The organism is uncultured Polaribacter sp. (assembly GCF_947501385.1).
Taxonomy (GTDB): domain Bacteria; phylum Bacteroidota; class Bacteroidia; order Flavobacteriales; family Flavobacteriaceae; genus Polaribacter.
The window spans coordinates 87,005-112,222 of record NZ_CANMVP010000013.1; the positions used below are offsets into that span (position 1 = coordinate 87,005).

General features: G+C 30.9%; 23 protein-coding genes. 9 read left to right on the top strand and 14 right to left on the bottom strand.

The annotated features are described in order from the left end of the window. Positions 1 to 126: 126 nt before the first annotated feature. Together ubiE and Q0998_RS10125 are read left to right on the top strand one after the other, a co-directional pair. Positions 127 to 858 (top strand): bifunctional demethylmenaquinone methyltransferase/2-methoxy-6-polyprenyl-1,4-benzoquinol methylase UbiE, encoded by a 732-nt coding sequence (ubiE, locus tag Q0998_RS10120; RefSeq protein ID WP_299669630.1) that lies wholly within the window; start codon positions 127 to 129, stop codon positions 856 to 858. Between the two features lie 2 nt (positions 859 to 860). Further along, positions 861 to 1,568 carry a porin family protein gene (locus tag Q0998_RS10125; protein WP_299669632.1) on the top strand — a complete coding sequence of 236 codons (708 nt, stop codon included), beginning with the start codon at positions 861 to 863 and terminating at the stop codon, positions 1,566 to 1,568. Between the two features lie 133 nt (positions 1,569 to 1,701). On the opposite strand, the gene Q0998_RS10130 is transcribed toward Q0998_RS10125, so the two are convergent. After that, positions 1,702 to 2,436: an RNA methyltransferase gene (locus Q0998_RS10130; protein ID WP_299669634.1), complete on the bottom strand. Its 735-nt coding sequence runs from the start codon at positions 2,434 to 2,436 to the stop codon at positions 1,702 to 1,704. A 27-nt stretch (positions 2,437 to 2,463) separates the two neighbouring features. Between Q0998_RS10130 and Q0998_RS10135 the strand changes: the two genes are divergently transcribed. From Q0998_RS10135 to accD, 3 genes are all read left to right on the top strand, one after another. Further along, entirely contained in the window at positions 2,464 to 5,010 is a 2,547-nt protein-coding gene (locus Q0998_RS10135; RefSeq protein ID WP_299669636.1) for a BamA/TamA family outer membrane protein, read from the top strand. Between the two features lie 116 nt (positions 5,011 to 5,126). Continuing rightward, positions 5,127 to 6,194, top strand: coding sequence for a class II fructose-bisphosphate aldolase (fbaA, locus tag Q0998_RS10140; protein WP_299669638.1), 1,068 nt, complete (start codon positions 5,127 to 5,129; stop codon positions 6,192 to 6,194). Positions 6,195 to 6,398: 204 nt separating this feature from the next. After that, a complete protein-coding gene (gene accD, locus Q0998_RS10145) occupies positions 6,399 to 7,271 on the top strand; it encodes an acetyl-CoA carboxylase, carboxyltransferase subunit beta (protein ID WP_299669701.1) in 873 nt (290 codons plus the stop codon). Between the two features lie 49 nt (positions 7,272 to 7,320). On the opposite strand, the gene Q0998_RS10150 is transcribed toward accD, so the two are convergent. From Q0998_RS10150 to Q0998_RS10170, 5 genes are read right to left on the bottom strand one after another with little or no spacing between them, the layout of a single operon-like run. Beyond that, on the bottom strand, positions 7,321 to 7,818 hold the full coding sequence (locus tag Q0998_RS10150) for a hypothetical protein (RefSeq protein WP_299669640.1): 498 nt from the start codon (positions 7,816 to 7,818) through the stop codon (positions 7,321 to 7,323). Between the two features lie 48 nt (positions 7,819 to 7,866). Beyond that, positions 7,867 to 8,427, bottom strand: a complete 561-nt coding sequence (locus Q0998_RS10155; RefSeq protein ID WP_299669642.1) for a DUF3575 domain-containing protein — start codon at positions 8,425 to 8,427, stop codon at positions 7,867 to 7,869. 53 nt (positions 8,428 to 8,480) lie between these two features. Then, on the bottom strand, positions 8,481 to 11,858 hold the full coding sequence (locus tag Q0998_RS10160; protein ID WP_299669643.1) for a hypothetical protein: 3,378 nt from the start codon (positions 11,856 to 11,858) through the stop codon (positions 8,481 to 8,483). Positions 11,859 to 11,914: 56 nt separating this feature from the next. Beyond that, positions 11,915 to 12,406, bottom strand: a complete 492-nt coding sequence (locus Q0998_RS10165; RefSeq protein WP_299669645.1) for a methylated-DNA--[protein]-cysteine S-methyltransferase — start codon at positions 12,404 to 12,406, stop codon at positions 11,915 to 11,917. A gap of 3 nt (positions 12,407 to 12,409) precedes the next feature. Then, the gene (locus tag Q0998_RS10170; RefSeq protein ID WP_299669647.1) at positions 12,410 to 13,174 is read right to left on the bottom strand and encodes a TatD family hydrolase; all 765 of its coding nucleotides are present in this window, start codon (positions 13,172 to 13,174) and stop codon (positions 12,410 to 12,412) included. A gap of 102 nt (positions 13,175 to 13,276) precedes the next feature. On the opposite strand from Q0998_RS10170, the gene Q0998_RS10175 reads away from it, so the two are divergent. Both Q0998_RS10175 and Q0998_RS10180 read left to right on the top strand, forming a co-directional pair. Beyond that, the gene (locus Q0998_RS10175) at positions 13,277 to 14,629 is read left to right on the top strand and encodes a DEAD/DEAH box helicase (RefSeq protein ID WP_299669649.1); all 1,353 of its coding nucleotides are present in this window, start codon (positions 13,277 to 13,279) and stop codon (positions 14,627 to 14,629) included. After that, positions 14,629 to 14,994 carry a Na(+)-translocating NADH-quinone reductase subunit F gene (locus Q0998_RS10180; RefSeq protein ID WP_299669651.1) on the top strand — a complete coding sequence of 122 codons (366 nt, stop codon included), beginning with the start codon at positions 14,629 to 14,631 and terminating at the stop codon, positions 14,992 to 14,994. The genes Q0998_RS10175 and Q0998_RS10180 overlap by 1 nt, the downstream gene beginning before the upstream one ends. A gap of 35 nt (positions 14,995 to 15,029) precedes the next feature. Here the strand turns inward: Q0998_RS10180 and Q0998_RS10185 are convergent, their stop codons facing one another. Then, on the bottom strand, positions 15,030 to 17,054 hold the full coding sequence (locus Q0998_RS10185) for a hypothetical protein (protein WP_299669653.1): 2,025 nt from the start codon (positions 17,052 to 17,054) through the stop codon (positions 15,030 to 15,032). Positions 17,055 to 17,235: 181 nt separating this feature from the next. Next, positions 17,236 to 18,081, bottom strand: a complete 846-nt coding sequence (locus Q0998_RS10190; protein WP_299669655.1) for an OmpA family protein — start codon at positions 18,079 to 18,081, stop codon at positions 17,236 to 17,238. Positions 18,082 to 18,204: 123 nt separating this feature from the next. On the opposite strand from Q0998_RS10190, the gene Q0998_RS10195 reads away from it, so the two are divergent. Further along, a complete protein-coding gene (locus Q0998_RS10195; RefSeq protein ID WP_299669657.1) occupies positions 18,205 to 19,197 on the top strand; it encodes an FAD:protein FMN transferase in 993 nt (330 codons plus the stop codon). A gap of 76 nt (positions 19,198 to 19,273) precedes the next feature. Continuing rightward, a complete protein-coding gene (locus Q0998_RS10200) occupies positions 19,274 to 20,560 on the top strand; it encodes a hypothetical protein (protein WP_299669659.1) in 1,287 nt (428 codons plus the stop codon). Between the two features lie 6 nt (positions 20,561 to 20,566). Here Q0998_RS10200 and Q0998_RS10205 read toward each other — a convergent pair whose 3' ends face one another. The 6 genes from Q0998_RS10205 to gpmI form a co-directional block, all read right to left on the bottom strand. Further along, positions 20,567 to 21,334, bottom strand: a complete 768-nt coding sequence (locus Q0998_RS10205) for a class I SAM-dependent methyltransferase (RefSeq protein WP_299669661.1) — start codon at positions 21,332 to 21,334, stop codon at positions 20,567 to 20,569. A gap of 50 nt (positions 21,335 to 21,384) precedes the next feature. Continuing rightward, entirely contained in the window at positions 21,385 to 21,762 is a 378-nt protein-coding gene (locus Q0998_RS10210) for a GxxExxY protein (RefSeq protein WP_299669662.1), read from the bottom strand. Between the two features lie 75 nt (positions 21,763 to 21,837). After that, on the bottom strand, positions 21,838 to 22,641 hold the full coding sequence (gene map / locus Q0998_RS10215) for a type I methionyl aminopeptidase (RefSeq protein WP_299669665.1): 804 nt from the start codon (positions 22,639 to 22,641) through the stop codon (positions 21,838 to 21,840). Between the two features lie 58 nt (positions 22,642 to 22,699). After that, complete coding sequence (locus Q0998_RS10220) at positions 22,700 to 23,098, bottom strand: BT0820 family HAD-type phosphatase (protein WP_299669667.1); 399 nt, start codon at positions 23,096 to 23,098, stop codon at positions 22,700 to 22,702. Next, on the bottom strand, positions 23,099 to 23,629 hold the full coding sequence (locus tag Q0998_RS10225) for a thioredoxin family protein (protein ID WP_299669669.1): 531 nt from the start codon (positions 23,627 to 23,629) through the stop codon (positions 23,099 to 23,101). Positions 23,630 to 23,645: 16 nt separating this feature from the next. Further along, the gene (gene gpmI / locus Q0998_RS10230; RefSeq protein WP_299669671.1) at positions 23,646 to 25,163 is read right to left on the bottom strand and encodes a 2,3-bisphosphoglycerate-independent phosphoglycerate mutase; all 1,518 of its coding nucleotides are present in this window, start codon (positions 25,161 to 25,163) and stop codon (positions 23,646 to 23,648) included. Positions 25,164 to 25,218: the final 55 nt, after the last annotated feature.

The following is a 25,218-nucleotide window of genomic DNA, read 5'->3' on the forward strand; positions in this document are numbered from 1 at the left end:
TTGTAGTCTGAAGATAGAAGTAGTCATATAAAAAAAACACTAAAATACAGTTGCTCACGCTGCAAGTTTCCTCTCTGAGTTTATATTGAGCTCGTCGAAATAGGAGGATTAAGATGGGCTTTATTTATGTCAGCAGAAAAAATAAATCCATACAAAGATTCTAAACTTGGAAAAAAAGAACAAGTAGCGCAAATGTTCGATGCAATTTCTGGCAATTACGATGGTTTAAACAGAGTAATTTCTTTAGGAATTGATGTAAAATGGCGTAAAAAAGTAGTGGAGATTGTTGGAAAAAACAACCCGAAGCAAATTTTAGATATCGCCACGGGAACAGGAGATTTGGCCTTAATGATGGCAGCATTAAATCCTGATAGAATTGTAGGGTTGGATATCTCTGCAGGAATGTTAGAAGTTGGAAAACAAAAAATAGCCAAAGCCAATCTTTCTGATACAATAGAAATGATTGTAGCAGATTCTGAAGAAATGCCTTTTGAAGATGCTACGTTTGATGCCATTACGGTTTCTTTTGGAGTTCGGAATTTTGCGAATTTAGAAAAAGGGATTAGAGAAATTGCCAGAGTTTTAAAACCAACAGGAGTTTTAGTTATTTTAGAAACTTCAAATCCAACAAGTTTTCCTTTTAAGCAAGGTTATAAATTATACACCAACTTATTTTTACCATTGGTAGGAAAGTTGTTTTCTAAAGACAAAGTTGCGTATTCTTATTTATCTGAATCTGCAAATTCTTTTCCTTTTGGAGAAGCATTCAACAATATTTTGAAAGAAAATGGGTTTACACATACAGAAGATCATCCTGTAACATTTGGTGTTGCAACAATTTACACAGCACGTAAATAATTATGAGTAAAAGAAACCTGCTTTTTTGTTTTTTTCTGTTGATGAGTGTCGCTTTTTTTGCACAACGAGAGCGTGTAGAATATTTACCTTCATTTGATAAAAGACCTTTGCATTATGGGTTTTATTTAGGAATTAATCAGAACGATTTTAAATTAAACCTAAGAGAAAGTACAATTGCCAATGCAAATATTACCGTAGAACCCACTACGGGTTTTAATGTGGGTTTAATTGCAGATTTTCGGCTACATAAAAATTTAAACCTGCGTTTAGAACCGGGTTTGGTTAGCAATTCTAAAAGAATTTTATTTAATCATTTAACTACATCAAGCAATCCTCAAGATAGTATTAGAGAAATTGGTTCTACATATTTACATGTTCCTTTGGTACTAAAATTTAGTACAGACAGGTATAAAAATATCCGACCGTATTTATTAGGAGGAATTTCTTATGATTACAATTTTTCTAGCAATGAACGCAATCAAGATGATAACTCTGCGGGGCAATTTAGAATGAAAACCCACAATTTTATGTACGAAGTGGGCGTTGGTGTAGATTTCTATTTGTATTTCTTCAAATTTTCACCATCCATTCGTGGTGTTTTTGCCATGAATAATGAAATTAAATATGATGATGATCCGAATAGTAGATGGACTGCTCCTGTAAACTTTATGGGAACGCGTGGCATCTTTCTGAACTTTGCTTTTGAGTAGGTGTTATTATGAGTTTAAAATTCTGAATTCTGAATTCAAAGTTTTAATTTTAATAAAGGAGTTTTTTTTATGTTGGTTTCAAACTTTTAAAGTTGAGTTTTTTTTAACTTTCTTAAACCTTAAACCTTAAACCTTAAACCTTAAACCTTGAGAACTCACTCAATAAAATAGCAGTTGCAGTAGCAACATTTAAGCTTTCGGTTTCCTGAACATCCCCAAAACGCGGAATAGAAATTTGATGAGTAGCTAAATTTATAATTTCTTCGGAAACACCATTGGCCTCATTTCCCATGATCAAAATTCCTTCTTTCGGTAAATTCGTTTGATATACATTTTCACCATCCATATCTGCAATAAAAGTTGGTAAATTGGTTTCGTTTAAATAGTTTTCTAAATCTGTATAATGAATAGAAATTCTGGTTAAAGAGCCCATAGAAGCTTGCACTACTTTTTGGTTATAACAATCTACAGTATCTTTAGAGCAAATAAGTTGAGCAACTCCAAACCAATCGCATAATCGAATAATGGTTCCTAAATTTCCAGGATCATTTATGGTGTCTAAAGCAACAATTAACCCTGAATTTTTAACTGTTTTTTGTTCGGGAATTTGAAACAATCCTAAAACTTGGTTCGGAGACTTTAAAGTGCTTATTTTTTTTAACTCGATTTTAGAAATTCTTGTAATTTTATCTTCAGAAATTCTGGTTTCAAAATCATCCGTACAGAACAGTGTTTCGGCCTCAAAAGCCGCATTTAGCAACTCGTTTACTACTTTTATTCCTTCAGCAATAAATAAATTGTGCTGTTGTCTATACTTTTTTTGAGATAAACTTGTTATTAATTTTAGTTGATTTTTAGAGATGCTCATTAATTGTACGTAATTGAAAATAAACCGTTGAAAAATACTATTTTTGATATTGAATGTATTGCTAAAGTAATGAAAAAACTTTCTTTTTGCTTTTTACTTATTTTATTTTTGGCTGGGTGTAATGTTACAAAACATGTTGCTGAAAATGAGCACATGCTTACGCAAAATTATATTTTTGTAGATAGTGTTAGAAATAAAAGTTTAGACTTACAAAAATACGTGCTTCAAAAACCCAATCCTAAACCATTAGGTCTTCCACTGGGTTTGTATTTTCATAATATAGGAAATCATAACAAACCTAAAACCCCCTCTGAGTGGGGAAAAGAACATCCAAAATCTTATCACTTTATAGAAAATATTTTTTCAGAAAAACAAAGCATTGCTTACGCGAATTCTTTTATTAGATTAAATAATTGGTTTTTAAATTTTGATGCTCCTGTAATTGTAAGTGAAAATAAAGTAAAAAGAACTTCAGATAATTTATGGGCATATTACAAAACACAAGGTTTTTTTGAATCTTCAGTAGCATCTGAAATTAAAAAAGATTCAACAAATAAAAAAGCAACGGTTTCTTATCATATTAGAAAAGGCCAACCAACATTATTAGATAGTATAAAATTAAAAATAGAATCGCCAGTATTAGATTCTATTTACAAAGCTTCTGGTATGCAGTCATTGTTAAAAAGTGGCGATCAATACAATGATAAAGTTTTTAGAAATGAAGCGGCTAACATTGTTAAATTGTATAAAAACAGCGGTATTTATCATTTTTCTGAATCTGCTTTAGGTTTTTATGTAGATTCTACGCGAACAGACAACAAGACCAACGTAGAATTTTTGATAGCAAAAGACAGGTTTAAAGATATCAACGGAAAATATGTTAAAATAGATTATAAGGTTCATAAAATAAAAGAGATTAATGTTGTTACAGATTACTCGTACACACAAAAAGGCGAAATTTACAATGATTCTGTTACCTATAAAGGCATCAATTTTTTAGCCATTGAAAAATTAAAGTACAATCCTAAATATTTGGCACAGTCAATTTTTTTTAATCCTGGAGATGTTTATAAAGATACTTTAAGAAACTTAACTAGAAATCATTTAAAATCGCTACAAAATTTTAAATCTACAAATATTTCTTTTTCACCTATTAATGGTTCTGATGATGAGTTAAGAATGGATTTACTTTTATCACCAAAAGAAAAATATACATTAGGTTTTGAAACAGAATTAACACATTCAAATATTAGAAATATAGGTTCTTCTGCAAAATTTTCTATTTCAAATAGAAATGCATTCAGAGGTGCAGAGTTATTAAAACTATCGTTTTTAGGTTCTTATTTCAATGCAAATAATGGTCCTGGTTGGGAAATTGGTGCTGATGCCTCGCTAGAGTTTCCAAGGTTTATTGCTCCCTTTGGTTTGAGTAAGTTGGTGCCTAAAAGAATGTCTCCAAGAACTTTATTTTCACTAGGATCTAGTTTTCAGAAAAACATAGGTTTAGATAGGCAAACGTTTACATTTCTTTCCGATTATAGATGGCAATACAATAGTAAGAGAACCATTCAATTAGAAATTTTTAATACACAATACATTCAGAATTTAAATGTAAATCGTTTTTTTAGTATCTATAATTCAGAATTTTCTAATTTAAATACAGTGGCAGAGGTTTACGATTCGGTAAACAATACCTCGTATGCTCCACTATCTACAGACATCGAAACACAGGCTTCAGAATCTTTAAATTTTATCAATGTTTTAGCAGCAGATTCAAATTTTGAGAATTCAAATCCAGACGATTACAATACCGTATTAAATATCCAGAACAGGTATAATATTGTGACTTCAGATTTTTTAATTCCAATTTTGGCGTATTCCTATACTTATAATAACCAAGTAGATTTTACAGATAATAACTTTTCTTTCTTTAAGGCAAGAATTGCGAATTCAGGAAATATCTTAGGGTTATTTTCTAACGATTATAATGCGAATGGTAAAAAAACACTGTTTAAAATACCATTAGCTCAGTATTTTAAAACCGATTTAGAATACAAACATTTTTGGGATGTCGGCCTAAATTCCGTTTTTGGAATTAGAACTTTTTTAGGGGCAATTGTAACTTATGACAATTCAGACATTCCTTTTACACGAAGTTATTTTGCGGGTGGTTCTAATGATATTAGAGCTTGGCAAACCTATGAATTAGGTCCAGGAAGTAGAAATAGTGGTTTAGAATTTAATGTAGGAAGCTTTAAATTTTTATCAAGTGCAGAATATCGTTTTAATTTAGTGAGCAGTTTAAAAGGAGCATTATTTGTAGATGCAGGAAATATTTGGGACATCTCGGGTTCTGAATTTATAGATGAAGATTCGAAATTTAATGGAATCGATTCATTAAAGGAAATTGCAGTGGGTTCTGGAGTTGGTATCAGATACGATTTAAACTTCTTTGTTTTAAGATTTGATATTGGTTTTAAAACATACGAACCTTATTTAGAAGGAAATAAGTGGTTTAAAAATTATAACTTCGCCAGTGCTGTTTATAATATAGGAATTAACTATCCTTTTTAAGAAAGACGTTGAAAAGTCTATAACGTTTTCGTTATTTTATAATTTCTTCAAACATAAAAACCGCTATTTTTAGTATTTTTGAAAAAAGTAAGAATCACAATTTAAAAATAAATAATATGAGTCACAACATAAAACCTGGAGTTGCTACAGGAAAAGAAGTTCAAGCAATTTTTAAACTTGCAAAAGAAAAAGGATTTGCTTTACCAGCTGTAAATGTTGTTGGTTCTAATACTATCAATGCAGTTTTAGAAGCGGCAAGAGATTTAAATGCACCTGTAATTATACAGTTTTCTAATGGTGGTGCACAGTTTAATGCAGGTAAAGGATTGTCTAATGAAGGCGAAAAAGCTGCAATTGCCGGTGGTATTGCAGGCGCAAAACACATTCATGAATTGGCAGTAGCTTATGGTGTTCCTGTAATTTTACATACAGACCATTGTGCAAAAAAATTATTACCTTGGATTGATGGATTGTTAGACGCTTCTGAAAAACATTTTGAAGAAACTGGCAAACCATTATACAGTTCTCATATGATAGATTTATCTGAAGAGCCTTTAGAAGAAAACATAGAAATCTGTAAAACTTATTTAGCGAGAATGAGCAAAATGGGTATGACTTTAGAGATTGAATTAGGAATTACTGGAGGAGAAGAAGATGGTGTAGATAATTCTGATGTGGACGCTTCTAAATTATACACACAACCAGAAGAAGTTGCTTACGCTTATGAAGAATTATTAAAAGTTTCTTCTCAATTTACAATTGCAGCAGCATTTGGGAATGTTCATGGTGTCTATAAGCCAGGAAATGTAAAATTGACTCCAAAAATTTTAAAGAATTCTCAAGAATATATCTCTAAAAAATACAATGTCGCACACAATCATATCGATTTTGTATTTCATGGTGGTTCTGGATCAACTTTAGAAGAAATTAGAGAAGCTATTGGTTACGGAGTTATTAAGATGAATATTGATACAGATTTACAATTTGCCTTTACAGAAGGTATTAGAGATTATATGCAAGGAAAAGCGCCTTATTTGGCAACCCAAATTGGTAATCCAGACGGATCTGATCAACCCAACAAAAAATATTACGATCCAAGAAAATGGTTGCGTGAAGGAGAAGTTACTTTTACAACACGCTTAAAACAAGCATTTGAAGATTTAAATAACGTAGATACGTTATAGTAGCTGCTTTTTTATAGTATATAAGCATTTTGATTCTTTATCAAAATGCTTTTTTTTGCTTTAGATATATTGTTATAATTTCACGCTTAGATAATCGAACAAATAAGAAAGTAGTATTCACTAAAAAACTTTTACATTTGTATTTCATATTTTAATTTTAAATAATTTTTATTTTTGAACAATAACTTAGAACAAACACATCATATGGCTTGGTTTAAAAGAACAGACAAAGGAATTCAGACTTCTACGGAAGACAAAAAAGATACTCCGAAAGGCTTGTGGTACAAAACCCCAAGTGGAAAAATAATTGATACAGAAGAATTAAAAAGAAACTTATATGTAAGTCCAGAAGATGGCTATCATGTAAGAATAGGAAGTAAAGAATACTTTGAGTTGTTCTTTGATGATAATAAATTTGAGGAATTACATAAAAATTTAACTTCTAAAGATCCTTTAAAATTCGAAGACACAAAAAAATATAGCGACAGATTAAAGGCTGCTCAAGAAAAAACAAAACTAAATGATGCCGTTAGAACTGCCGTTGGCAAGTCTTTAGGTAAAGATTTGGTGGTTGCTGCTATGGATTTTGCTTTTATTGGAGGTTCTATGGGTTCTGTTGTTGGTGAGAAAATTGCAAGAGCCATTGATTATTCTATAAAAAATAAGATTCCGTTTTTAATGGTTTCTAAGTCTGGTGGCGCAAGAATGATGGAAGCATCACTTTCTTTAATGCAACTGGTAAAAACATCTTCTAAACTTGCACAATTGGCAGGAGCAAAAATTCCTTATATTTCTTTGTGTACAGATCCAACAACTGGTGGTACAACAGCATCGTATGCCATGTTAGGAGATATTAATATTGCAGAGCCAAATGCATTAATTGCATTTGCAGGTCCAAGAGTTGTAAGAGATACAACGGGTAAAGATTTACCAGAAGGTTTTCAAAAATCTGAATTTGTTTTAGAACATGGTTTCTTAGATGCTATTTACGAACGTAAAGAATTAAAGAAGCAAATTAACTTGTATATAGATTTAATACAGAACCTTCCTATTAGAAAAGAGGAAGTAGTATCATAAAAGAGCCAGCGGAAGCTGGCTTTTTCAATTTTATAAAGCATTAGAAAACTTAAAATCTCCAACCTACATTTAAGCCAAGTCTAGGAACCAATACAGGTGAGTCTGAACCAAATAAATTTCTTCCTAAGCCACCATAAAAATCTATTACTAAACCTCCTTCTGAAATGTATTTTGTGCCGACGGCAACTCCTAAAGCAGCATCTGTATATTTTAAATCGTAAATTCCAGAATCTTCTACCGCCTCTTTTTTGCCTGAATTAATGCCTACAAAACCTTCTCCAAAGAAATTCCATTGTGCTTCCGATGTAAAATAATGACGAAAATACGGAGTAATCATCATATTTTCATTGTATCTAAAATCTACCTCTTGTTTTGCTAAGTTGAATAGTGCAGAAACTCCGAAAGAATTTTCATCACTAATATAGTTCTCATAAGAAAACTCTAAACTTCGTATCACCAATGCATCGGCAATATCTAATTTTATTTCTTGTTGAGAAAATCCTAAAGAACTCACTAAAAGTCCAACTATTAAAACTAATTTTTTCATTGATTTTTTATTTTAATTGTATTTCGAATTTCATAAAATAAGATGTTTTTAGAATCTATATCCTAGAGATATACCTCCTCTTGTGATAAGGTTATTATCAATAAGGTTATCATCATCACTACTTTTGAAAAGGTTTCTACCAATACCTAAATAAATTTCTGCAATAAAACCAGATTTTGTTACAAACTTACCACCTACAGAAATACCTAAAGCAAAATCTGTTTCTTTATCTGTTTGGTTATCATTAGAAAAATAATTATCCTCTTCATAGGTATTTAACATACCAAATCCTTCTACAAAAAAGCCTCTAGCAAATCTTGTTTCACTAAAAAACCATCTGTAATAAGGTGTTAAAGAAAATGTTTTAGGAAAGTATAAGTCATCATTAATGTCGTTAAAGTTATAAAAAATACTAACACCAAAAGAGGAATCTTTATTTAGCAACCTTTCATAAGAAACGTCTAACGAAGAAAACGCAATTAAACTAAAAGTATTTATTTTAATTTCTGTTTTTTTATCTATATCTTGTGGGTAAATGCTCTCTTTCTCTTGAGAAATTGTGTTTAAAGTGAGTGCAAATAGTAAAAATAATACAATAGACTTTTTCATAATTTTTATAAATTTCAATTTTAACAAATGTATCAAAAAGAGAATAAAAAACGTTAAAAAACAGCTCTTAATTGTATACTTCCTGTATGAATAGTTTTAGAATTTTCGCTTTTTCTACCTAAATAGCTTAGATTTAAATTTAAAAATGAATTTAGTTTTCTATTGAACAAAAGATTCCATGTATAATTTTTTCCTGCTTGTAAACCTTCTAACATTTGGTAAGCAACAGGTGTGTTTGTATCACCGCTAAAATCATTTAAAAAGACATTTATATTTGCTGTAATCTGATTTTTTTTACTGCTCAAATAAAAATATTCTACACCTATTTTTTGTTGATGCAATGTTTCAAAATCTTGCAGACTGTTTTGTTTGTTTTTATAGTGATAAAAGGCCGTTAATCTGTTGTTCTGATTGTATAGAAAACTAATTTTTGGTTGCAGTTCTTTACTTTCAATTAAATAATTTCTATTGTTAAAATTTTCTGTCTGTAATTCGTTTTTAGAGGTTTTTCCCATCAAATCGAACAACCAGAAATTAGCAAATTTATGCGCAAAATCTATCTGATGTGTCTTCGTGTTATTTTCTTGTGTTCCGATAAAATATTGTTGCTTATTTCTTAATTGCCCATAGGTATAGATAACACTATAATTCTGAAGATTTCTATTGAAGTACAGGCTGTTTCTAACACTGAAACTCAAGCCTAATAGTTTGTCTTCATCAAAATTAAACGGATTAAAATTAAAGGAATTTCCAATTCTAGTTTGTTCATTTTCTACACTTAAAAAGCTTTCATTATTAAAATGAGAAAGCTTTTTCTTAAAACCATTTTTCTCTTTCCATTGATTAAAATTAAGGTTGATAGACTGTCTAAATTTTGCACTTTGTGTTGCCAAAAACCGCAAATTGGGTTTTGGTACTCTTAAATAATTTGCTTGATCCTGAAATTCTGCAATTTCAAATTCATCAAAATCTTGAATGCCATCATTGTTATAATCTAACCAAGTGTAATAGCCCAAACCAGGTTCTGTTTTTACATACACATATTCTTGTCTGGCTACGTTACCCGAAGAAGTTTCATAAAGTGTATTTAAATTTACAAAGTTGTTGAATAGTTTTTGGTTGAAAATTATTCTTGAATTTAAAGACTTTTCATCTTCGGTGAATTTATTTTCTGTGAGCCTGTAATTGGCAAAAACACTTAAGTTGGTTGCTTTGTTTTGAATTAATTTGCTATTTACATAAAATGATTTCCTGTTATTAATTTCAGTAAATTGGTTCGATTTTATACTGTCATTATTTCTATAATTAAACCCAATTTTAGCAAAGACTTTCGCAGTGTCCCCAATACCAAAATAAGTTTCATATTCTTTAAACCTGTGACTGGTGTTTACAAAATTGTTTGTGCTAATTTCTTTCCTGCTATTGGTTTCTAGATTGGTAAAAGCACCTAACCAACTTTTCTTAAAAGAATGTTCTACAGTTGCTCTGGCTCTTAAAAAGGTGTTGTCTTCTAAGCTTGAGGTGTTTGTTAAAAAGCTTCCGTCGACAAAAAAAGCTGTTTTGTTGAACTTCATTTTAGATTGAAGCTCGTGTTTATTCCCATTATAAGTATCTATATGATTTAAATGGTTGTATCTATACAATAAAAAATCTTCTTTTTTATTTTGAAGGGTAAATTGAGATTGAAAGTAGTTTTTTGTAGCATTGTTGGTGAGTAAATTCCAATCTCTATTAAATTCTATAGATTCCCAACGTTGTAAAGTTCTAAAGTTTTTATGTGCATATTCATGGTTGATGGTACTAGTGAATTGCCAATTTTTATCAATTAAAATTTGTTCCCAACCCACTTTTGCTGCCATAGCCGTATTTTCTGTGTTGTCTATGGATGAAAATAAATTCGCATCATTATTGCTAAAAGCAACTTCAGAAGATATTTTTGTTTTTTTGCTGGAGTCATAGTCAGATTTTACAACAAAAATCTGAGCTTTTGTTGGCGGAATTAAACGAGTTATCGGCGCATAATTTCCTTGATTTACGCCAGCATACACATAAATATTTCCAATGGCAGTGCTTCTCTCTAAGTTGTAATCGCCATTATTTACACCAACATTTATAAAGGTTACAAAGTACAATTCGTCAGTTTCTTCTGTAGCATATTCAAAGTTTTCTACGGCTCCATTCACTACTTTTCTATAGAGAATCTTATTTTCATCAAAAGCATCTAAAAAAGCACTTTCGGCAAACATCAAGTCTGTGTTATTTCCAGCATTTGCTAAGATTTGTTTTTGATCATCTGTTAATGCCTGTTGTAAAGGTTGATTTTTAGCATCATTTTCGCTGTAAAAAAAACCGCTAATATGAAATTTTTCAGAGGTATAGGTAGCAGATTCATAGGTGACAAAACGTGTATAGTTCCGGTCAGAATATTGAAATTCAATAGTAATCCTCATATCATTTGTAATAGGATACGTAGTGTTGAAGGTAATTTCACCTAAATTATAATCTATGGTGTAGTCTTTGTTTTCTCCTCTTTCTATTTGAATTCCGTTGATATATACCTGCTCACTATCACCAATTATTACAATATTTGGTTCATTATTAGCGCCAAAAATTTTGTAAGGACCTTGATTTCCTTCATTGCCAACAATTCTAAAATTATTAAATTTACCACGTACAACTGCACCAGAAGCACTTACTTTAAAATGATCGTTAATGTTTGCCTCTACCTCAAGACCCGCAGCTTGTTTTGTAAAAGGTGCAAAGTAGCTTTCTTTATTTTGTAATGACAAATCTCCTGCTCTCACACGCCAATCTTCGTGAAACATCTCTACAAAAATTCTATCAAAATCGGTTATATTTTGTGAATAGCCGTTTTCTTGAATCGGTACATTTGTATCCCAAATATTGGCTTTTAAGGTTACTTTATCAGATAGTTTTCCTGAAATTTCTAAATCTAGTGCAGCGTTTGTAACTGCATTTTGATTATTACCAGAAGTAATTCCTCTAGAAATAAAACCTTTGGTTTGTAAGCCCTCAAACAATTCTATTTCAGAGGCTTTTTTATTGGTTGTTAAACTGTATAATTTACCTGTATTTGTTCCGTTTGGTACAATTAAACGCTCATCAAAAGGAGTATACGTTTTGGTGATAAATTCTGGAAATCTAAAATATTCTAAGGTAATTTCTGAATATTTTTTTGAATTGATAATTAAAATGGCATTGTTAAAATCTACGGTGTAGTTAGCAGTTTCAATAGGCCTTAATAAGGCATTGAATACTTTAAATCGAAGTGGATGTATCGCAACAGAATCAAATTTTACAGTATCTTTTTTAATAAGAAATTTCCGAGATCTAAAATCTGAAGATATCGTTTGAGATTGGATTGAAAACCCAACAAACATCAGAAATAAAAAAAGAATTCTTTGACTCATAAAAAACTATACGTTCTTAACGTAAAAATATGTTTTTTAATGTTTGAAAATAAAATTTAAAAAAGGGATTGCTGTTTTACTGGATTTTCATGCGCCAACAGCCATTTTTTACGCCAAATTCCGCCAGCATATCCTGTTAGAGAACCGTCAGAACCAATAACTCTATGACAAGGAATTACAATCCATAAGGGGTTTTTACCATTTGCAGATGCAACGGCTCTAATGGCTTTTACATCTCCTAAACCTTTGCTTTGTTCTAAGTAACTTTTTGTTTTTCCATAGGGAATTTTTAATAAGGCTTTCCATACTTTTATTTGAAAAGCAGTTCCTTTTGGATTCACCGTTAAATTAAAACTATCTCTTTCGCCTTTAAAATATTCTGCTAATTGTAGTACACAGTCTTGTAAACACTCAGGAGTTTGTTGATTTAAAATTTCCGCTGAAATTTCATCATCATTTAAAACAGAAACAGCTTGAATTCCGTTTGTATCTCCTACAATTTTTGCGGTTCCTATGGGTGTTTTGTAATATGTGATTGCTGTTTCCATAAATTATATTCCAAAAACATCTTTAGAATTTTTTGTTGTAATTTCTGAAATTTCTTTGAATGAAAGCTCATAAATGTCTGCTAATTTATCAATAACATTTGTAATATAAGCACTTTCATTTCTTTTGCCTCTGTATGGAGTTGGTGCTAAGTAGGGTGCATCTGTTTCCAAAACAATATGTTGCAAGTCAATTTTATTTAAAAATTGATCAATTTTACCATTTTTAAAAGTGGCAACGCCGCCAATTCCTAATTTCATGTTGTAAGAAATGGCTTTTTCTGCTTGTACTTTTGTTCCTGTAAAACAATGAAAAATCCCCCATAAATCGTCTCCTTTCTCTGTTTCTAAAACTTCAAAAATTTCATCAAAAGCATCTCTACAATGAATTACAATAGGTAATTTTTTCTCTTTTGCCCATTGTATTTGTGTTCTAAAAGCTTCTTGTTGTTGCACTAAAAAAGTTTTTTCCCAATACAAATCGATTCCAATTTCACCAATTGCGTAGAAATCTTTTTTGTCAATCCATTCTTTTACATGCGCTAATTCTTCTAGATAATTTTCTTTTACAGAAGTTGGATGCAAACCCATCATCAAATACACATCATAAGGAAAATCCGTTTCTAACTGCAACATACTTTCTGTGTAAGAAGAATCTATTGCAGGGATAAAAAATCGAGAAACACCAGCGTCTTTTGCACGTTGTATCATTTCTTTTTGATCTTCGCTAAACTGACTAGAATATAAATGTGTGTGCGTATCTGTAATCATTATAAAGTATGAATTATAAGTACAAAATTACTAAATAATCTACGGTTGAACTGGTATTGTAAAACATTTTATAAAACGTACCTTTGCATAAAATTTTACACGATGACTTTTGAAGATTTAGACTTATCAAATCAACTACAATATGCAATTGACGATTTGGGTTTCGATACACCAACGCCAATTCAAGAACAAGCATTTTCTGTAGTTAGATCTGGTAAAGATGTTGTGGGAATTGCGCAGACGGGTACAGGTAAAACTTTTGCATACATGTTGCCAATTCTTAGAGATTTAAAATTTTCTAAGCAACAGCATCCAAGAATTTTGGTCTTGGTGCCTACTAGAGAGTTGGTCATACAAGTTGTAGAACAAATAGAGGAATTATCAAAATATATCAATACGCGTGTTTTGGGTGTGTATGGTGGTACCAACATCAATACACAAAAACAAGCTATTTTACAAGGTCAAGATGTTATTGTGGCAACTCCAGGACGTTTGTATGATTTAGGTTTAAGCAACGCTTTAAAGCTAAAATCTATTCAGAAGTTGGTGATTGATGAAGTGGATGTGATGTTAGACTTAGGGTTTCGCTTTCAACTAATGAACATTTTTGATATTCTTCCTGAAAAAAGACAGAACGTATTATTTTCTGCAACCATGACAGAAGATGTAGATGATTTAATTTATGATTTTTTTAAAAATCCTGAAAAAATTTCTGTAGCAGTTAGTGGAACGCCTTTAGATAATATTGAACAGGTTTCTTATAACATTCCTAACTTTTTTACGAAAGTAAATTTGTTACATCATCTTTTAAAGGATAAAGAAAATTTTCATAAAGTATTAATTTTTGTTGGTTTTAAGAGAACAGCAGATTTGTTATTTAAACATTTAGAAGAAGTGTTTCATGATGAAATGTGTGTGATTCACTCTAACAAAACGCAGAATTATAGAATTAGATCTATCAAACAATTTGATGAAGGAAAAAATCGAATTTTATTAGCGACAGATGTCATGGCACGAGGTTTAGATTTTGACAATGTTTCTCACGTGATCAATTTTGATACACCCGATTTTCCTGAAAATTACATGCACAGAATTGGTAGAACTGGTCGTGCAGAAAAAGCAGGAAAAACACTGCTTTTTTCAACAGAAAAAGAACAAGATGCTAAAACTGCCATTGAAATGTTGATGCATTATGAGATTCCGCTTTTAGAGCTTCCTGAGGAAGTAGCAATTGCTACCTCACTAACGGAAGATGAACGCCCTAAAGAAGACAGAGAGCAATCTAGAAACAGAACTGCCTTAGAATATGTGCCTGGACCAGCATTTCATGAAAAGAGTGAAAAGAACAGTAAAACCAATCAAGGAGGTTCTTACAGAAGAGAAATTGCTAAAAAATACAAGAAACCAAAAACAAAAGGAGATAAAAACTACAACAAACATCATAAGAAAAAGTAATGCAGATTTTAACGGCGCAAGAATTGCATAATTTGGCAATGAACATCGTAGGTGAGAAGCTAGAAGAAATGGGGTATGAGTTTCAGGCAATTAATAGCACATTAAAAAGACATCCTCAATTTGTGTTGTTTAAAAAAGGTGCACAGACTATTTTTGTTTTGGTAAAAGCAACTACTAATTTGCAAAATCCAAACGATTATGATGTTTTATGGATGGAAACGTTTAAAAACCATGCTAAAAAACAAAATGCGAAGGTTTGGTTTGCCGGTGTAGGAATTGCAAATGCAGAAAGTGTTGAAAACCCTGTTTTTAAAAATCAGCCTTATTATGTGGCTTTTGAAGATTTTGTTGTGATTTTGGAGTAGATAATAGTCACTCTGCTATTTCATTATCTTCAGCGTTACTCAATAATTTCTATAAAAATATCTTTTTCTTGTGCAGAAACATTAAGACTTCCAATTAATCCTTTTGAGATAGAAATTATTTCACCTAAATGATTTTGGAAAATAAAATGTGGATAACCTTTTGTTTCATAATTTTTTTCAGCAAATAAAGGATAACTAAATGTCTTTAATTTCTTTTCATGATAATAATCTGTAGAAGAATTTGGGTTATTATTAGTTCCTAATATAAATGAACCATCATTGCTTATATTTTTTAGAAAAAAACCTTGATTCAAAGTGTTTAATAAGTTGTTCGTTTCTGTAGCGTATACTGTATTATTTTCAGAATTAAGAATATATTTTTTGTCTCTAGAGTATAAGCTATTATCCCATTCTGAAATAACATTGAAGTTTACTTCAGTAGCACTAATAGAAAGTTCTCCATCAGAATTTATTTCAACAACTAGACCTTGAGATTCTATTTTGTTCCCCACTAAAATCTTACTTTTTCCTAAATCGATAATATTTATATCACTAGCACTAAATCGTTTATTGTATAAATTGTTTGTATTTATTAAGTCTAACTGATTTTCTGTTCTTGTAAAAGAATATAATTTTTCTCTGTCTGTTGCCAACCAATAACCATCTTCGTTAATAATAAGATGATCTGGGGTAAAAAAGATATCTACTTTCAGGTTTAGATTATACTTAAAATTTAAGTCACTATCATATACCATAATTTCACCTCCTTTATTAACCATTACTTCAGTTCCAAATGAAGATTCTATGACCTTAATAAAAATAATTGAAGAGCTATTAAGTACTATTGAGTTTTCAACATGATTAGTCTTGTAATTATATCTGTACAAATCAGAGTAATCACTATAATACAGGATTGTTTCATTGGGTGATGATGCCAAGAAATTTATCTGGTTAATTGGTAATATTCCATCTCTTTCAAAAGTTGTACTTTGCTGATTTTCAGATTCAATTGCATAATAATTTTTGTCGCCAAAAATGTTATAGACATAAATAACGAAAACGGGATTAGAAAAATAGGGCTGTTCTGAAGAAAAACTAGTTGTCTCTATATTGTCAATTAAAGCAAATTCCTCTTCTTGATATCCACCTCCTGAACCAGAAGAATAATTACGAACTACTATTTTATAATGAGAAAAATAATATCCTTGATATTTATCCCAAGTAAGATTTATTGTAGTATTATTTAAAATTGGTGCTTCAAGGTTAACTGATGAAATCTCCATAAATCCAGTATTTACATTCGTAGCAAGGCTTTCTAAAAGTCCTGAATCTGTATATATTTTAAATACGTAACAGATTTCTTCTAATGCTGGAGGCGTTTCATCTATAAATGAGATGATATCTGGATCTGTAATAGTTGAAATTAACTCTAAATTATTGATATTACTACATCCTTCAGAAAATCTATAAATTTCATATTTTTCGAAATTATTATAACCCTTGTATGCATCCCATTTTAATAGAATTTTTTCTAAATTATTATTCTCACTTGTATTAGCTCTTGAGAAATTGCCAGTATAAATTTCAACAGGAGGCTGATATCTTTTGCAAATTGCTTGGTAAATCTCTGGTTCACCATCATTATCAAGGTCTAAAAGTATTTTAAAAACAAAACGCTTAGAAGATAATTCAGTTATTACCCATTGATTTGTTTCAAAACCAGAAGTAAATGTAATTATTCCATCAGATAATGTCCAGCTAAGTTCACCTTTCTGTGGAGTGCATTGACTATTATCAAAAAGATATTCTTTAAAACTTCCATCTGTTTGAAAAGAGAAAAAATCTCTCCCACATTCTACTGTAGATTCAGGAACATCAGTAACTTGGTTTTCAAATTTGACTTGATATATAGACCATTGCCCTTCTAATTGTTGATTAGTACTTGATGTTAAAGCACCATTATAAAAAGATTCAATAGTAGTTATATCATCATCATTACTACAACCGAAAAAAGCAATCACGAGAAAAGTATATATAAGAAAAGTGTATCGTTTTTTCATAACATTAAATAAATACTTCCGTTATTATAATCAAACTTTAATTATAAAGTGAGTTTTAATTTATTTTATCAAAATTTAAACAAAGTTAGCAGTTTTTATTTTAAACCTAAATTATAAAACCACATAAAACAAAAAAACCACTCAAAAGAGTGGTTTTAAATATTTTAAAAAAGACTAAAAATTATTTAGCATCTTGCTCTAATAAATCAAAAAACTGATTTAATTTAGGCATGATAATAATTTTTGTTCTTCTATTTTTTGCTTTGTTTTCAGCAGAATCATTTGGTGCTAAAGGTACATATTGACTTCTTCCTGCTGCAATTAATCTTTCTGGTTTTACACCATATTTATATTGTAAAATTCTAGTAATTGAAGTGGCTCTTAATGCAGACAAATCCCAATTGTCTTGTATGATGTCTCTATTAATTGGAGTTGAATCTGTATGCCCCTCAATCATTACTTCCATTTTAGGCTGATCGTTAATTACTTTGGCTATTTTTTCTAAAACAGTATAAGCACCATCCGTTACATTATAACTTCCGCTTTTAAATAATAATTTATCAGAAATAGAAATAAACACCACCGTTTTTTCGACATTCACTTCAATATCTTTGTCTTGAATACCTTCTGTTAAGTTTCTCGTTAAGTGATATTTAATCGCTAGATTAAGAGAATCTTTTTGCGTCATCGCTTTTCTAACGCCATTGATATATTTGTCCTTTTCGCTCAATTGAGAAATGACCGTTTTAATATTATCAGATGAAGATTGCGTTAAAACCGTTAAATTTTCAACTTGCTTTAAAGCAGATTTTTTATCTTCTTGTAAATACTTTACTTGTTCCGTTAAAGCAAAAATTCTACCATCTTCTTTTTCACGTTCAATTAAACACTTTTGTAAATTTGTTTTTACAGCAAGTAACTCTTCTTCAGTTTGTGCTTTTTCTGTTTGCAGTGCTGCAAATTCTTTTTTAGAAACACAAGAACTAAGTAGAATTGCAGATAAGACTATAAGAGATATTTTTTTCATTTTTTTTAAAATTGATCATTAAATAATTCCTACAAATTTAACAAAATCGATGAATAAAAAGAGTGATTAACAATAATTTGTGAAAAAATTATACACTATTTTTGTTTATAATTATGATTCTTTATGAAAAAATATAATTTCCTCTTATATATCGCCATTATTTTTCTTTTTTCTACTTGTAAAAATAAAGCTATTGTTGAAGATTACACCTTAAAAGGTTTCGTTTTTGGTACTACGTATAAAATTACATATTTAAAGGCCAACACCAATTATCAAAAAAGTATCGATAGTTTATTTTTTAAAATGAATGCGTCTTTATCTACATATTTACCAACCTCAGATATTTCTAGAATTAATGCTGGAGACACTTCGGTAATTGTGGATGATTTCTTTGTTGAAGTTTTTAAAAAATCGAAACGAATATTTAAGGAAACCAATGGTTATTTCGATCCAACAGTAGGTAATTTGGTCAATGCTTGGGGTTTTGGTCCTAAAAGAGAAAAAAACAATCTGACTGAAGATCAGGTAAAGGCACAAATGCAATTTGTGGGTTTAGATAAAGTTGACATCAAAAACAACAAAGTAATTAAAGAAAGTCCAGAAATTTATTTAGACTTTAATTCTATTGCAAAAGGCTACGGAATTGATGTTGTTGCGCGCTTTCTTGAGCGCAAGAACATCAATAATTATTTGGTTGAAATTGGAGGAGAGATTCGAACAAAAGGGGCTAAAGAGAACCAAAAACCTTGGATTATTAAATTGGTAGATCCCATTGAATCTAATGCGAATGCTGGTTTTAAAAATATTAATTTGTCAAACAAAGCTATGGCTACTTCTGGAAACTACAGAAAATTTAGAATTACAAATGATGGAAAAAAATATGTACACACAATAAACCCGAAAACAGGCTATGCACTAGAAAGTAACTTATTAAGTGCTTCTGTTATTGCAAATCTAGATTGTGCAGATGTTGATGCGTATGCAACAGCTTTTATGGCCATGGGTTTAGAAAAAACAAAACACTTTTTAGAAAAGAATACACATTTAGAAGCCATTTTACTTTTTACAACTTCAGAAGGAAATCTCCAAGAATTTTCTAATTATACCTACAAGTAGGTAGTGTTTTCGATAGAAAAAATAAATATATTTGTAGTATATTGTAATTCTTAAAAAGGAAAAACACTACATGATCATGAGAAAATTACTTTTAGCACTTTTTTGTGCCGCATTTTTTGGTACTTCCTATACTCAAAACAATGCAGAAATCGCAAATGTTTATATCAAAAGAGCAAATACTGTAATTGAAGAAAGTATAGATTACAAAGGAGCTTTAGCGCTTTTTGAAAAAGCGATGAAATACATGGATACGGTAACCAAACCAAGCATTGCTAGTTTGGGTTCTAGAATTTATTTTGAATTAGACAATTACAAAAAAGCACAAAAATACTCGAAACAGTATTTTTTAATCGCAAAAAATAAAAAGTCTGAGGAGTATTTAGAACAATTAGATTTATTTGTCACCATAACGGAAGCATTAGAAGTTCAATTACAAGAAGAGCAAAGAATAGAAGAAGAAAAGCAGCGAAAAGCGAAAGAATTAAGAAAAATAGATTCACTTAAAACAGTTTGGAAGTTACAATCTCAAAAATTGTCTGTTCGGGCAGATAGTATTTATCCCTTTAATGCAAATAAGTACGCGCTATACAGCAAAGATGATAAGTTTGGTATTATTAATGATAGAGCAGAAATTATTGTGAAAGCTGATGAATATTCATTTTCTATAAATTATGCAGGTTTTATTTTATTGAAAAATAAAAATACAGCACCTACAAAAATTTACAGCTTCAACACCAACAATGGTACAGGTGCTTTATTACCAAATCCTTCTGATTTCAATTCACTGGCAACAAATTACGGGAAAGTAATGTTGCCACGAGCCAATGGTAGATTGGTGACGTATCCGAACAATGCTTACGAGCCAATGGTGTACGATTTAAATCAAGCTAAAATAGTAAGAGTTGCAAATAAAGAGGAAGTTTTAAAACAACTAAAAAAGAACGATATCATTAGAAAATACGACAAAGAAGGCGCGCTTAAAATAGATAAGAACTGGTACGATTTCGGCGGACATTTAGGAGGAGGAATACACCCGTTATATTTTGAAAAAGAGTATCAAGTACATGCGTTTTTATTTTCTGTAGATGGTACCGTTTTATATACAAACTCAGATTATGAATATATTGGCGCTTTTTATGATAATAAAGCGCAGGCTATAAAAGGCACTCAAATTTCTTGGATCAATCAAAATGGGACGAAAGTTTCTGGTGCAAAGGATAAATTAGCAACGTATAAAGGGAACTCTGAAGTTGTGAAATTAGAAGACGGAGTCTACCAAATATTTCAAGATGGTATCATTGTAAATGGTGAAGAAACTTTAGAAAAAATGCCAGATTTTTTAAGAAAATTTAATAATGAATAAAAGACATTACTTGTAACATACAGGAAGAATTTCACCTTTCATCAAACAAAACCGTTCTAGTTTTTCTGGAGCAATTTTTTTTGTGTAATCTACTTCATCAACTTTAAAACCAATAGCACGTAGTTTATCAAAATAATCTTTACCATACACTCTTACATGATCATATTGCCCAAATATTTCTGCTCTTTTTTTTCTGTTGGTTATAGAATTGTCCTCAAAAGTTTTTTCTTTTGACAAGTCTTGTGGAATTTGAAAGATGCCAAATCCGCCAGGTTTTAAAACTCTGTATAATTCTTGCATCGCTTTGGTATCGTCAGGAATATGTTCTAAAACATGATTACAGAAAACAACATCAAATTCGTTGTTTTTAAAAGGTAAATCACAAATGTCTGCTTTTACATCTGCAATAGGAGATTCTAAATCTGATGTCATATAATCGAGATTTTTTTGGCTTCTAAAAAGATCTAAAAAACATTGTTCAGGAGCAATATGTAATACTTTTAATTTTTCTTTGGAAGTAAAAAAAGAAGTTTCGTCTCTTAAAAACAGCCACATCAATCGATGTCTTTCTAAAGATAAAGTAGATGGTGACAATGCATTTTCTCTTTGCTTTCCATAGCCATAAGGTAGCAACTTACGAAAGGACTTCCCATCTATAGGATCTGTATATGTATCTCCTTTTAGGTACCAAGAAATTACGGGTCGTACCCAATAGCTTGCTTTGATTAACAAAGGTCTTGGAATGGTATTTAGGATTGTTTTAAATATTTTCATAGCTATTGCACAGAGATTCACAGAGTTTTTTCGCAGAGTTACACAGAGACTTAAAAAGTATTTATAAAACGTTTTATTCCGTTTTTTAATAGTTTTGTATGAAAGTTAAGTAATAAACCTAAGGGATAATTTCCAAGTTTCATATAGGTTAGTATTTGTGCAGAATGAACATCTGTAAAAGATTCTACAGTTTTCAGTTCTAAAACTATTTTATTTTCTACTAATAAATCTATTCTATAACCGTGATTTAATTTTATATCCTTATAAATAATAGGAAGTGAGATTTCTTTTTCAACATTTAAACCTAAAAGTTTTAACTCAAAATATAAACATTCTTGATAAGCAGATTCTAATAAACCTGAACCTAGAGCTTTATGCACCTCTATTGCAGCTCCAATTATTTTTTCAGTTATCTCATTATCTTTCATAAGTAAAATGTTAAATGATATGAAACCTCTCTGTGAATCTCAGCGAAAAAACTCTGTGTATCTCAGCGTAATAATCTACTGACGAAATTCATCCTCCTCATCTGTAAAAATCCCCAAAGCATCATGAATATACCTAAAGGTAGAAAGTAGTTCTGGTTTGCCGTTTAAAATTGCCACATCATGCTCAAAATGTGCAGAGGGTTTATTGTCTAAAGTTGTAATGGTCCACCCATCTGCATGTTGTTTGATTTTATGAGTTCCTAAGTTTGTCATAGGTTCTATAGCAACTACCATTCCTTCAACAAATTTCTTTCCTTTTCCTCTTTTACCATAATTTGGCATTTCTGGATCCTCGTGCATTTCTCTTCCTAAACCATGGCCAACCAATTCTCTAACCACTCCATAACCATGATCTTCAGAGAATTTCTGAATTGCAAAACCAACATCGCCAACTCTGTTTCCAGCTTTAAATTCACGAATACCAACGTATAAACTTTCTCTGGTAACATCTAATAATTTTTTGGTTTCTACATCAATCTCACCCACAGCAAAAGTATAGGCATGGTCTCCATAAAAACCATTTTTCTTAGCGCCACAATCTATAGAAATAATATCTCCTTCTTGTAAAGGTTCTTTATTAGGAATACCATGAACTACTTGAGCATTCGGACTCATACAAAGCGAGTTCGGAAAATCATACAAACCTAAAAAACCAGGAATTGCGCCTTCTGCTCTAATAAAATCTTCTGCTAATTTATCTAAATATAAAGTGCTTACACCAGGTTTTACTTCTTGTGCAAGCATGCCTAATGTTTTAGAAACTACCAAAGCACTTTCGCGCATAATTTCTATTTCTTCTTTGGTTTTAATTTTAATCATGTTAAAAAAATTGAACCGCAAAGTTAGTATAAATTAAGGAAATAGTGTTTGAAAATACTTATTTGAAAAAAGAGAAAAATCCTTTTTTCTTTTTAGGTTCTGGGTCGTAGTTAAAAATCTGTCTGTAGATTTCTGTCCAACCTATAAAACCACCAATATTTCTATCATCAATAAAAATATCTGCATTAATTTTTCTACTGTATTTCTCATCAAAATCTTCTTCTGGAAAACTTTTATTTACGGCATAAAATTCGATGCCATTTTCTTTACAATACCTTACAGCCTGTTCTAACTTAGCACCACTTCTGTAGGTCCAAAGAATTAATCGATACCCTTCGGACTGCAATTTTTTTAAGGTTTCAAAGGCAAATAGTTGGGCATTTCCAATTTTTGGAAACGCATCTTCTACAATAGTGCCATCAAAATCTACAGCAATAATTAAGTTGTTTTGAATCATTTATTTACTTCTGTCGTAGGAGTGTTTGTAAGGTTCACCAGAAACAATTTTTAACATGTCTTTTTCTAATGATTCTCTTGCATATTCTACATAACGTCCAATTTCTTTACCATCTCTATAAAAAATAAAGGTGGGTACTTTTTGAATATCTAAACCTTCTTGTAAATTATCTGGTGTTCTTTTAGAACGATTTACCGTAACCAAATCTAAATTTTTAAAATTGAAGTCTGCCAATTCTAAAATTTTATAAAAATGCGGAGTTTCTCTTTTACTGTCTCCACACCAAGTTCCCATAAAGCCTTTAATGATAACACCATCTAATGCTTCTCTAAGCGAAGAAATAGTAGTTGCATCTGGTTTGTAGCGCTCAAATTTTTGAGTAAACCATGTGCTGTATGGTGCCTGATTGAATGATTCTTTATTTGCAAATCCTACCAAATCTCCACTGTCGTTTTTTTCAGCGGTAATTTCTTGTTGTGCTTTACAAGATGTTAAGGCAATGGTAAATAAGAATAAAAACAAGTATTTCATTTTTCTAATTTTTTATTTATAGTAAAGAATGTTGTGTCATTTCTTTTGGTTGATCAACTCCCATTAGTTGTAAAATTGTTGGAGCAATATCGCCCAAGATACCACTTTTTACTGATTTTATTTCATCATCAATTAAAATGAAAGGAACTGGGTTTGTAGTATGCGATGTATGTGGAGAACCATCTGGATTCATCATGGTTTCGCAATTTCCATGATCTGCAATTAATAGAATCGTATAGCCATTTTTTAAGCCCGTTTCAACCACTTCTTTTGCACAATTGTCTACAGCTTCACAAGCTTTTATGGCAGCTTCCATAATGCCTGTATGACCAACCATATCTCCGTTTGCAAAATTTAAACATACAAAATCAGCTTCTCCTTTTTCTAAATCCTTACACAAAGCAGCTGTTAATTCATAAGCACTCATTTCTGGTTTTAGGTCGTAGGTTGCCACTTTTGGTGAGTTTTTTAAGATGCGAGATTCTCCTTTAAAAGGCGCTTCTTGTCCGCCAGAAAAGAAAAAAGTAACATGTGGATATTTTTCAGTCTCTGCAATTCTAATTTGTTTTTTGTCTGCTTTAGATAACACTTCACCCAAAGTATTCTGAATATTATCGGTATTATAAATAACATGAATTCCTTTAAAACTTTCATCATATAAAGTGATAGTGGTAAAGTATACGTTTAATTTTTTCATTCCAAATTCTGGAAAATCGTTTTGAGATAACGCATTGGTTAACTCTCTTCCTCTATCTGTTCTGTAGTTGAAAAATAAAACAACATCCCCTTCTTTTATTTGTGCTTTTGGTGAACCGTCTTTGTTAGTTACAATAATTGGTTGATGAAATTCGTCTGTTAGGCCTTCTTTATAATTTGTATTAATGGTAGCAATTGCATCTGTAGTTTTTACACCAATCGCATTCACCACACCATCGTACGCTTTTTTTACACGTTCCCATCTATTGTCTCTGTCCATTGCATAATAACGCCCCGTTACAGAAGCTAATTCTCCGGTACTTTCTTTCATATATTCTTGCATATCATTGATAAAGTACGCGCCAGATTTTGGGTCACAATCTCTACCATCTGTAAATGCATGCAAATACACATTTGCTACATTATTTTCTTTCGCAACATCTAAAATTCCTTTTAAATGATGAATGTGTGCATGAATACCGCCATCTGAAACCAAACCTAATAAATGAATGTCTTTGTTATTTTCTTTGGCATATTTTAAAGTATCTAGCAATACCTTTTCTTTGCCCAACGTTTTTTCATCTACCGCTTTGTTTATGCGGGCTAAATTCTGATATACAATTCTACCAGCACCTAGATTCATATGTCCAACTTCAGAATTTCCCATTTGCCCTTCGGGTAAACCCACATGCAAACCATCTGTTCTTAAGGCTGCATTTGGGTATTTGTCATACAAGCCGTTGATAAAAGGTGTTTTTGCGTTGTAAATGGCAGATACTTTTGGGTCTTGAGTGATTCCCCAACCATCTAAAATCATTAAGATAACTTTCTTGTTCATTTTCTAAAATTGATTCGTAAAAATAAGAAAGTTTTTTGTCATTTGTTGAAGATTT

What these genes read in the sequence shown, in the direction of transcription:
- Q0998_RS10195 (WP_299669657.1), top strand. Translation starts at nt 18,205, where the DNA reads ATGAAAAAATATAATTTCCTCTTATATATCGCCATTATTTTTCTTTTT.
- Q0998_RS10125 (WP_299669632.1), top strand. Translation starts at nt 861, where the DNA reads ATGAGTAAAAGAAACCTGCTTTTTTGTTTTTTTCTGTTGATGAGTGTC.
- Q0998_RS10225 (WP_299669669.1), bottom strand. Translation starts at nt 23,629, where the DNA reads ATGAAATACTTGTTTTTATTCTTATTTACCATTGCCTTAACATCTTGT.
- Q0998_RS10220 (WP_299669667.1), bottom strand. Translation starts at nt 23,098, where the DNA reads ATGATTCAAAACAACTTAATTATTGCTGTAGATTTTGATGGCACTATT.
- gpmI (WP_299669671.1), bottom strand. Translation starts at nt 25,163, where the DNA reads ATGAACAAGAAAGTTATCTTAATGATTTTAGATGGTTGGGGAATCACT.
- map (WP_299669665.1), bottom strand. Translation starts at nt 22,641, where the DNA reads ATGATTAAAATTAAAACCAAAGAAGAAATAGAAATTATGCGCGAAAGT.
- Q0998_RS10190 (WP_299669655.1), bottom strand. Translation starts at nt 18,081, where the DNA reads ATGAAAAAAATATCTCTTATAGTCTTATCTGCAATTCTACTTAGTTCT.
- Q0998_RS10170 (WP_299669647.1), bottom strand. Translation starts at nt 13,174, where the DNA reads ATGATTACAGATACGCACACACATTTATATTCTAGTCAGTTTAGCGAA.
- Q0998_RS10210 (WP_299669662.1), bottom strand. Translation starts at nt 21,762, where the DNA reads ATGAAAGATAATGAGATAACTGAAAAAATAATTGGAGCTGCAATAGAG.
- Q0998_RS10205 (WP_299669661.1), bottom strand. Translation starts at nt 21,334, where the DNA reads ATGAAAATATTTAAAACAATCCTAAATACCATTCCAAGACCTTTGTTA.
- Q0998_RS10130 (WP_299669634.1), bottom strand. Translation starts at nt 2,436, where the DNA reads ATGAGCATCTCTAAAAATCAACTAAAATTAATAACAAGTTTATCTCAA.
- Q0998_RS10155 (WP_299669642.1), bottom strand. Translation starts at nt 8,427, where the DNA reads ATGAAAAAGTCTATTGTATTATTTTTACTATTTGCACTCACTTTAAAC.
- Q0998_RS10185 (WP_299669653.1), bottom strand. Translation starts at nt 17,054, where the DNA reads ATGAAAAAACGATACACTTTTCTTATATATACTTTTCTCGTGATTGCT.
- Q0998_RS10160 (WP_299669643.1), bottom strand. Translation starts at nt 11,858, where the DNA reads ATGAGTCAAAGAATTCTTTTTTTATTTCTGATGTTTGTTGGGTTTTCA.
- Q0998_RS10180 (WP_299669651.1), top strand. Translation starts at nt 14,629, where the DNA reads ATGCAGATTTTAACGGCGCAAGAATTGCATAATTTGGCAATGAACATC.
- Q0998_RS10150 (WP_299669640.1), bottom strand. Translation starts at nt 7,818, where the DNA reads ATGAAAAAATTAGTTTTAATAGTTGGACTTTTAGTGAGTTCTTTAGGA.
- fbaA (WP_299669638.1), top strand. Translation starts at nt 5,127, where the DNA reads ATGAGTCACAACATAAAACCTGGAGTTGCTACAGGAAAAGAAGTTCAA.
- Q0998_RS10165 (WP_299669645.1), bottom strand. Translation starts at nt 12,406, where the DNA reads ATGGAAACAGCAATCACATATTACAAAACACCCATAGGAACCGCAAAA.
- accD (WP_299669701.1), top strand. Translation starts at nt 6,399, where the DNA reads ATGGCTTGGTTTAAAAGAACAGACAAAGGAATTCAGACTTCTACGGAA.
- Q0998_RS10175 (WP_299669649.1), top strand. Translation starts at nt 13,277, where the DNA reads ATGACTTTTGAAGATTTAGACTTATCAAATCAACTACAATATGCAATT.
- Q0998_RS10200 (WP_299669659.1), top strand. Translation starts at nt 19,274, where the DNA reads ATGAGAAAATTACTTTTAGCACTTTTTTGTGCCGCATTTTTTGGTACT.
- ubiE (WP_299669630.1), top strand. Translation starts at nt 127, where the DNA reads ATGTCAGCAGAAAAAATAAATCCATACAAAGATTCTAAACTTGGAAAA.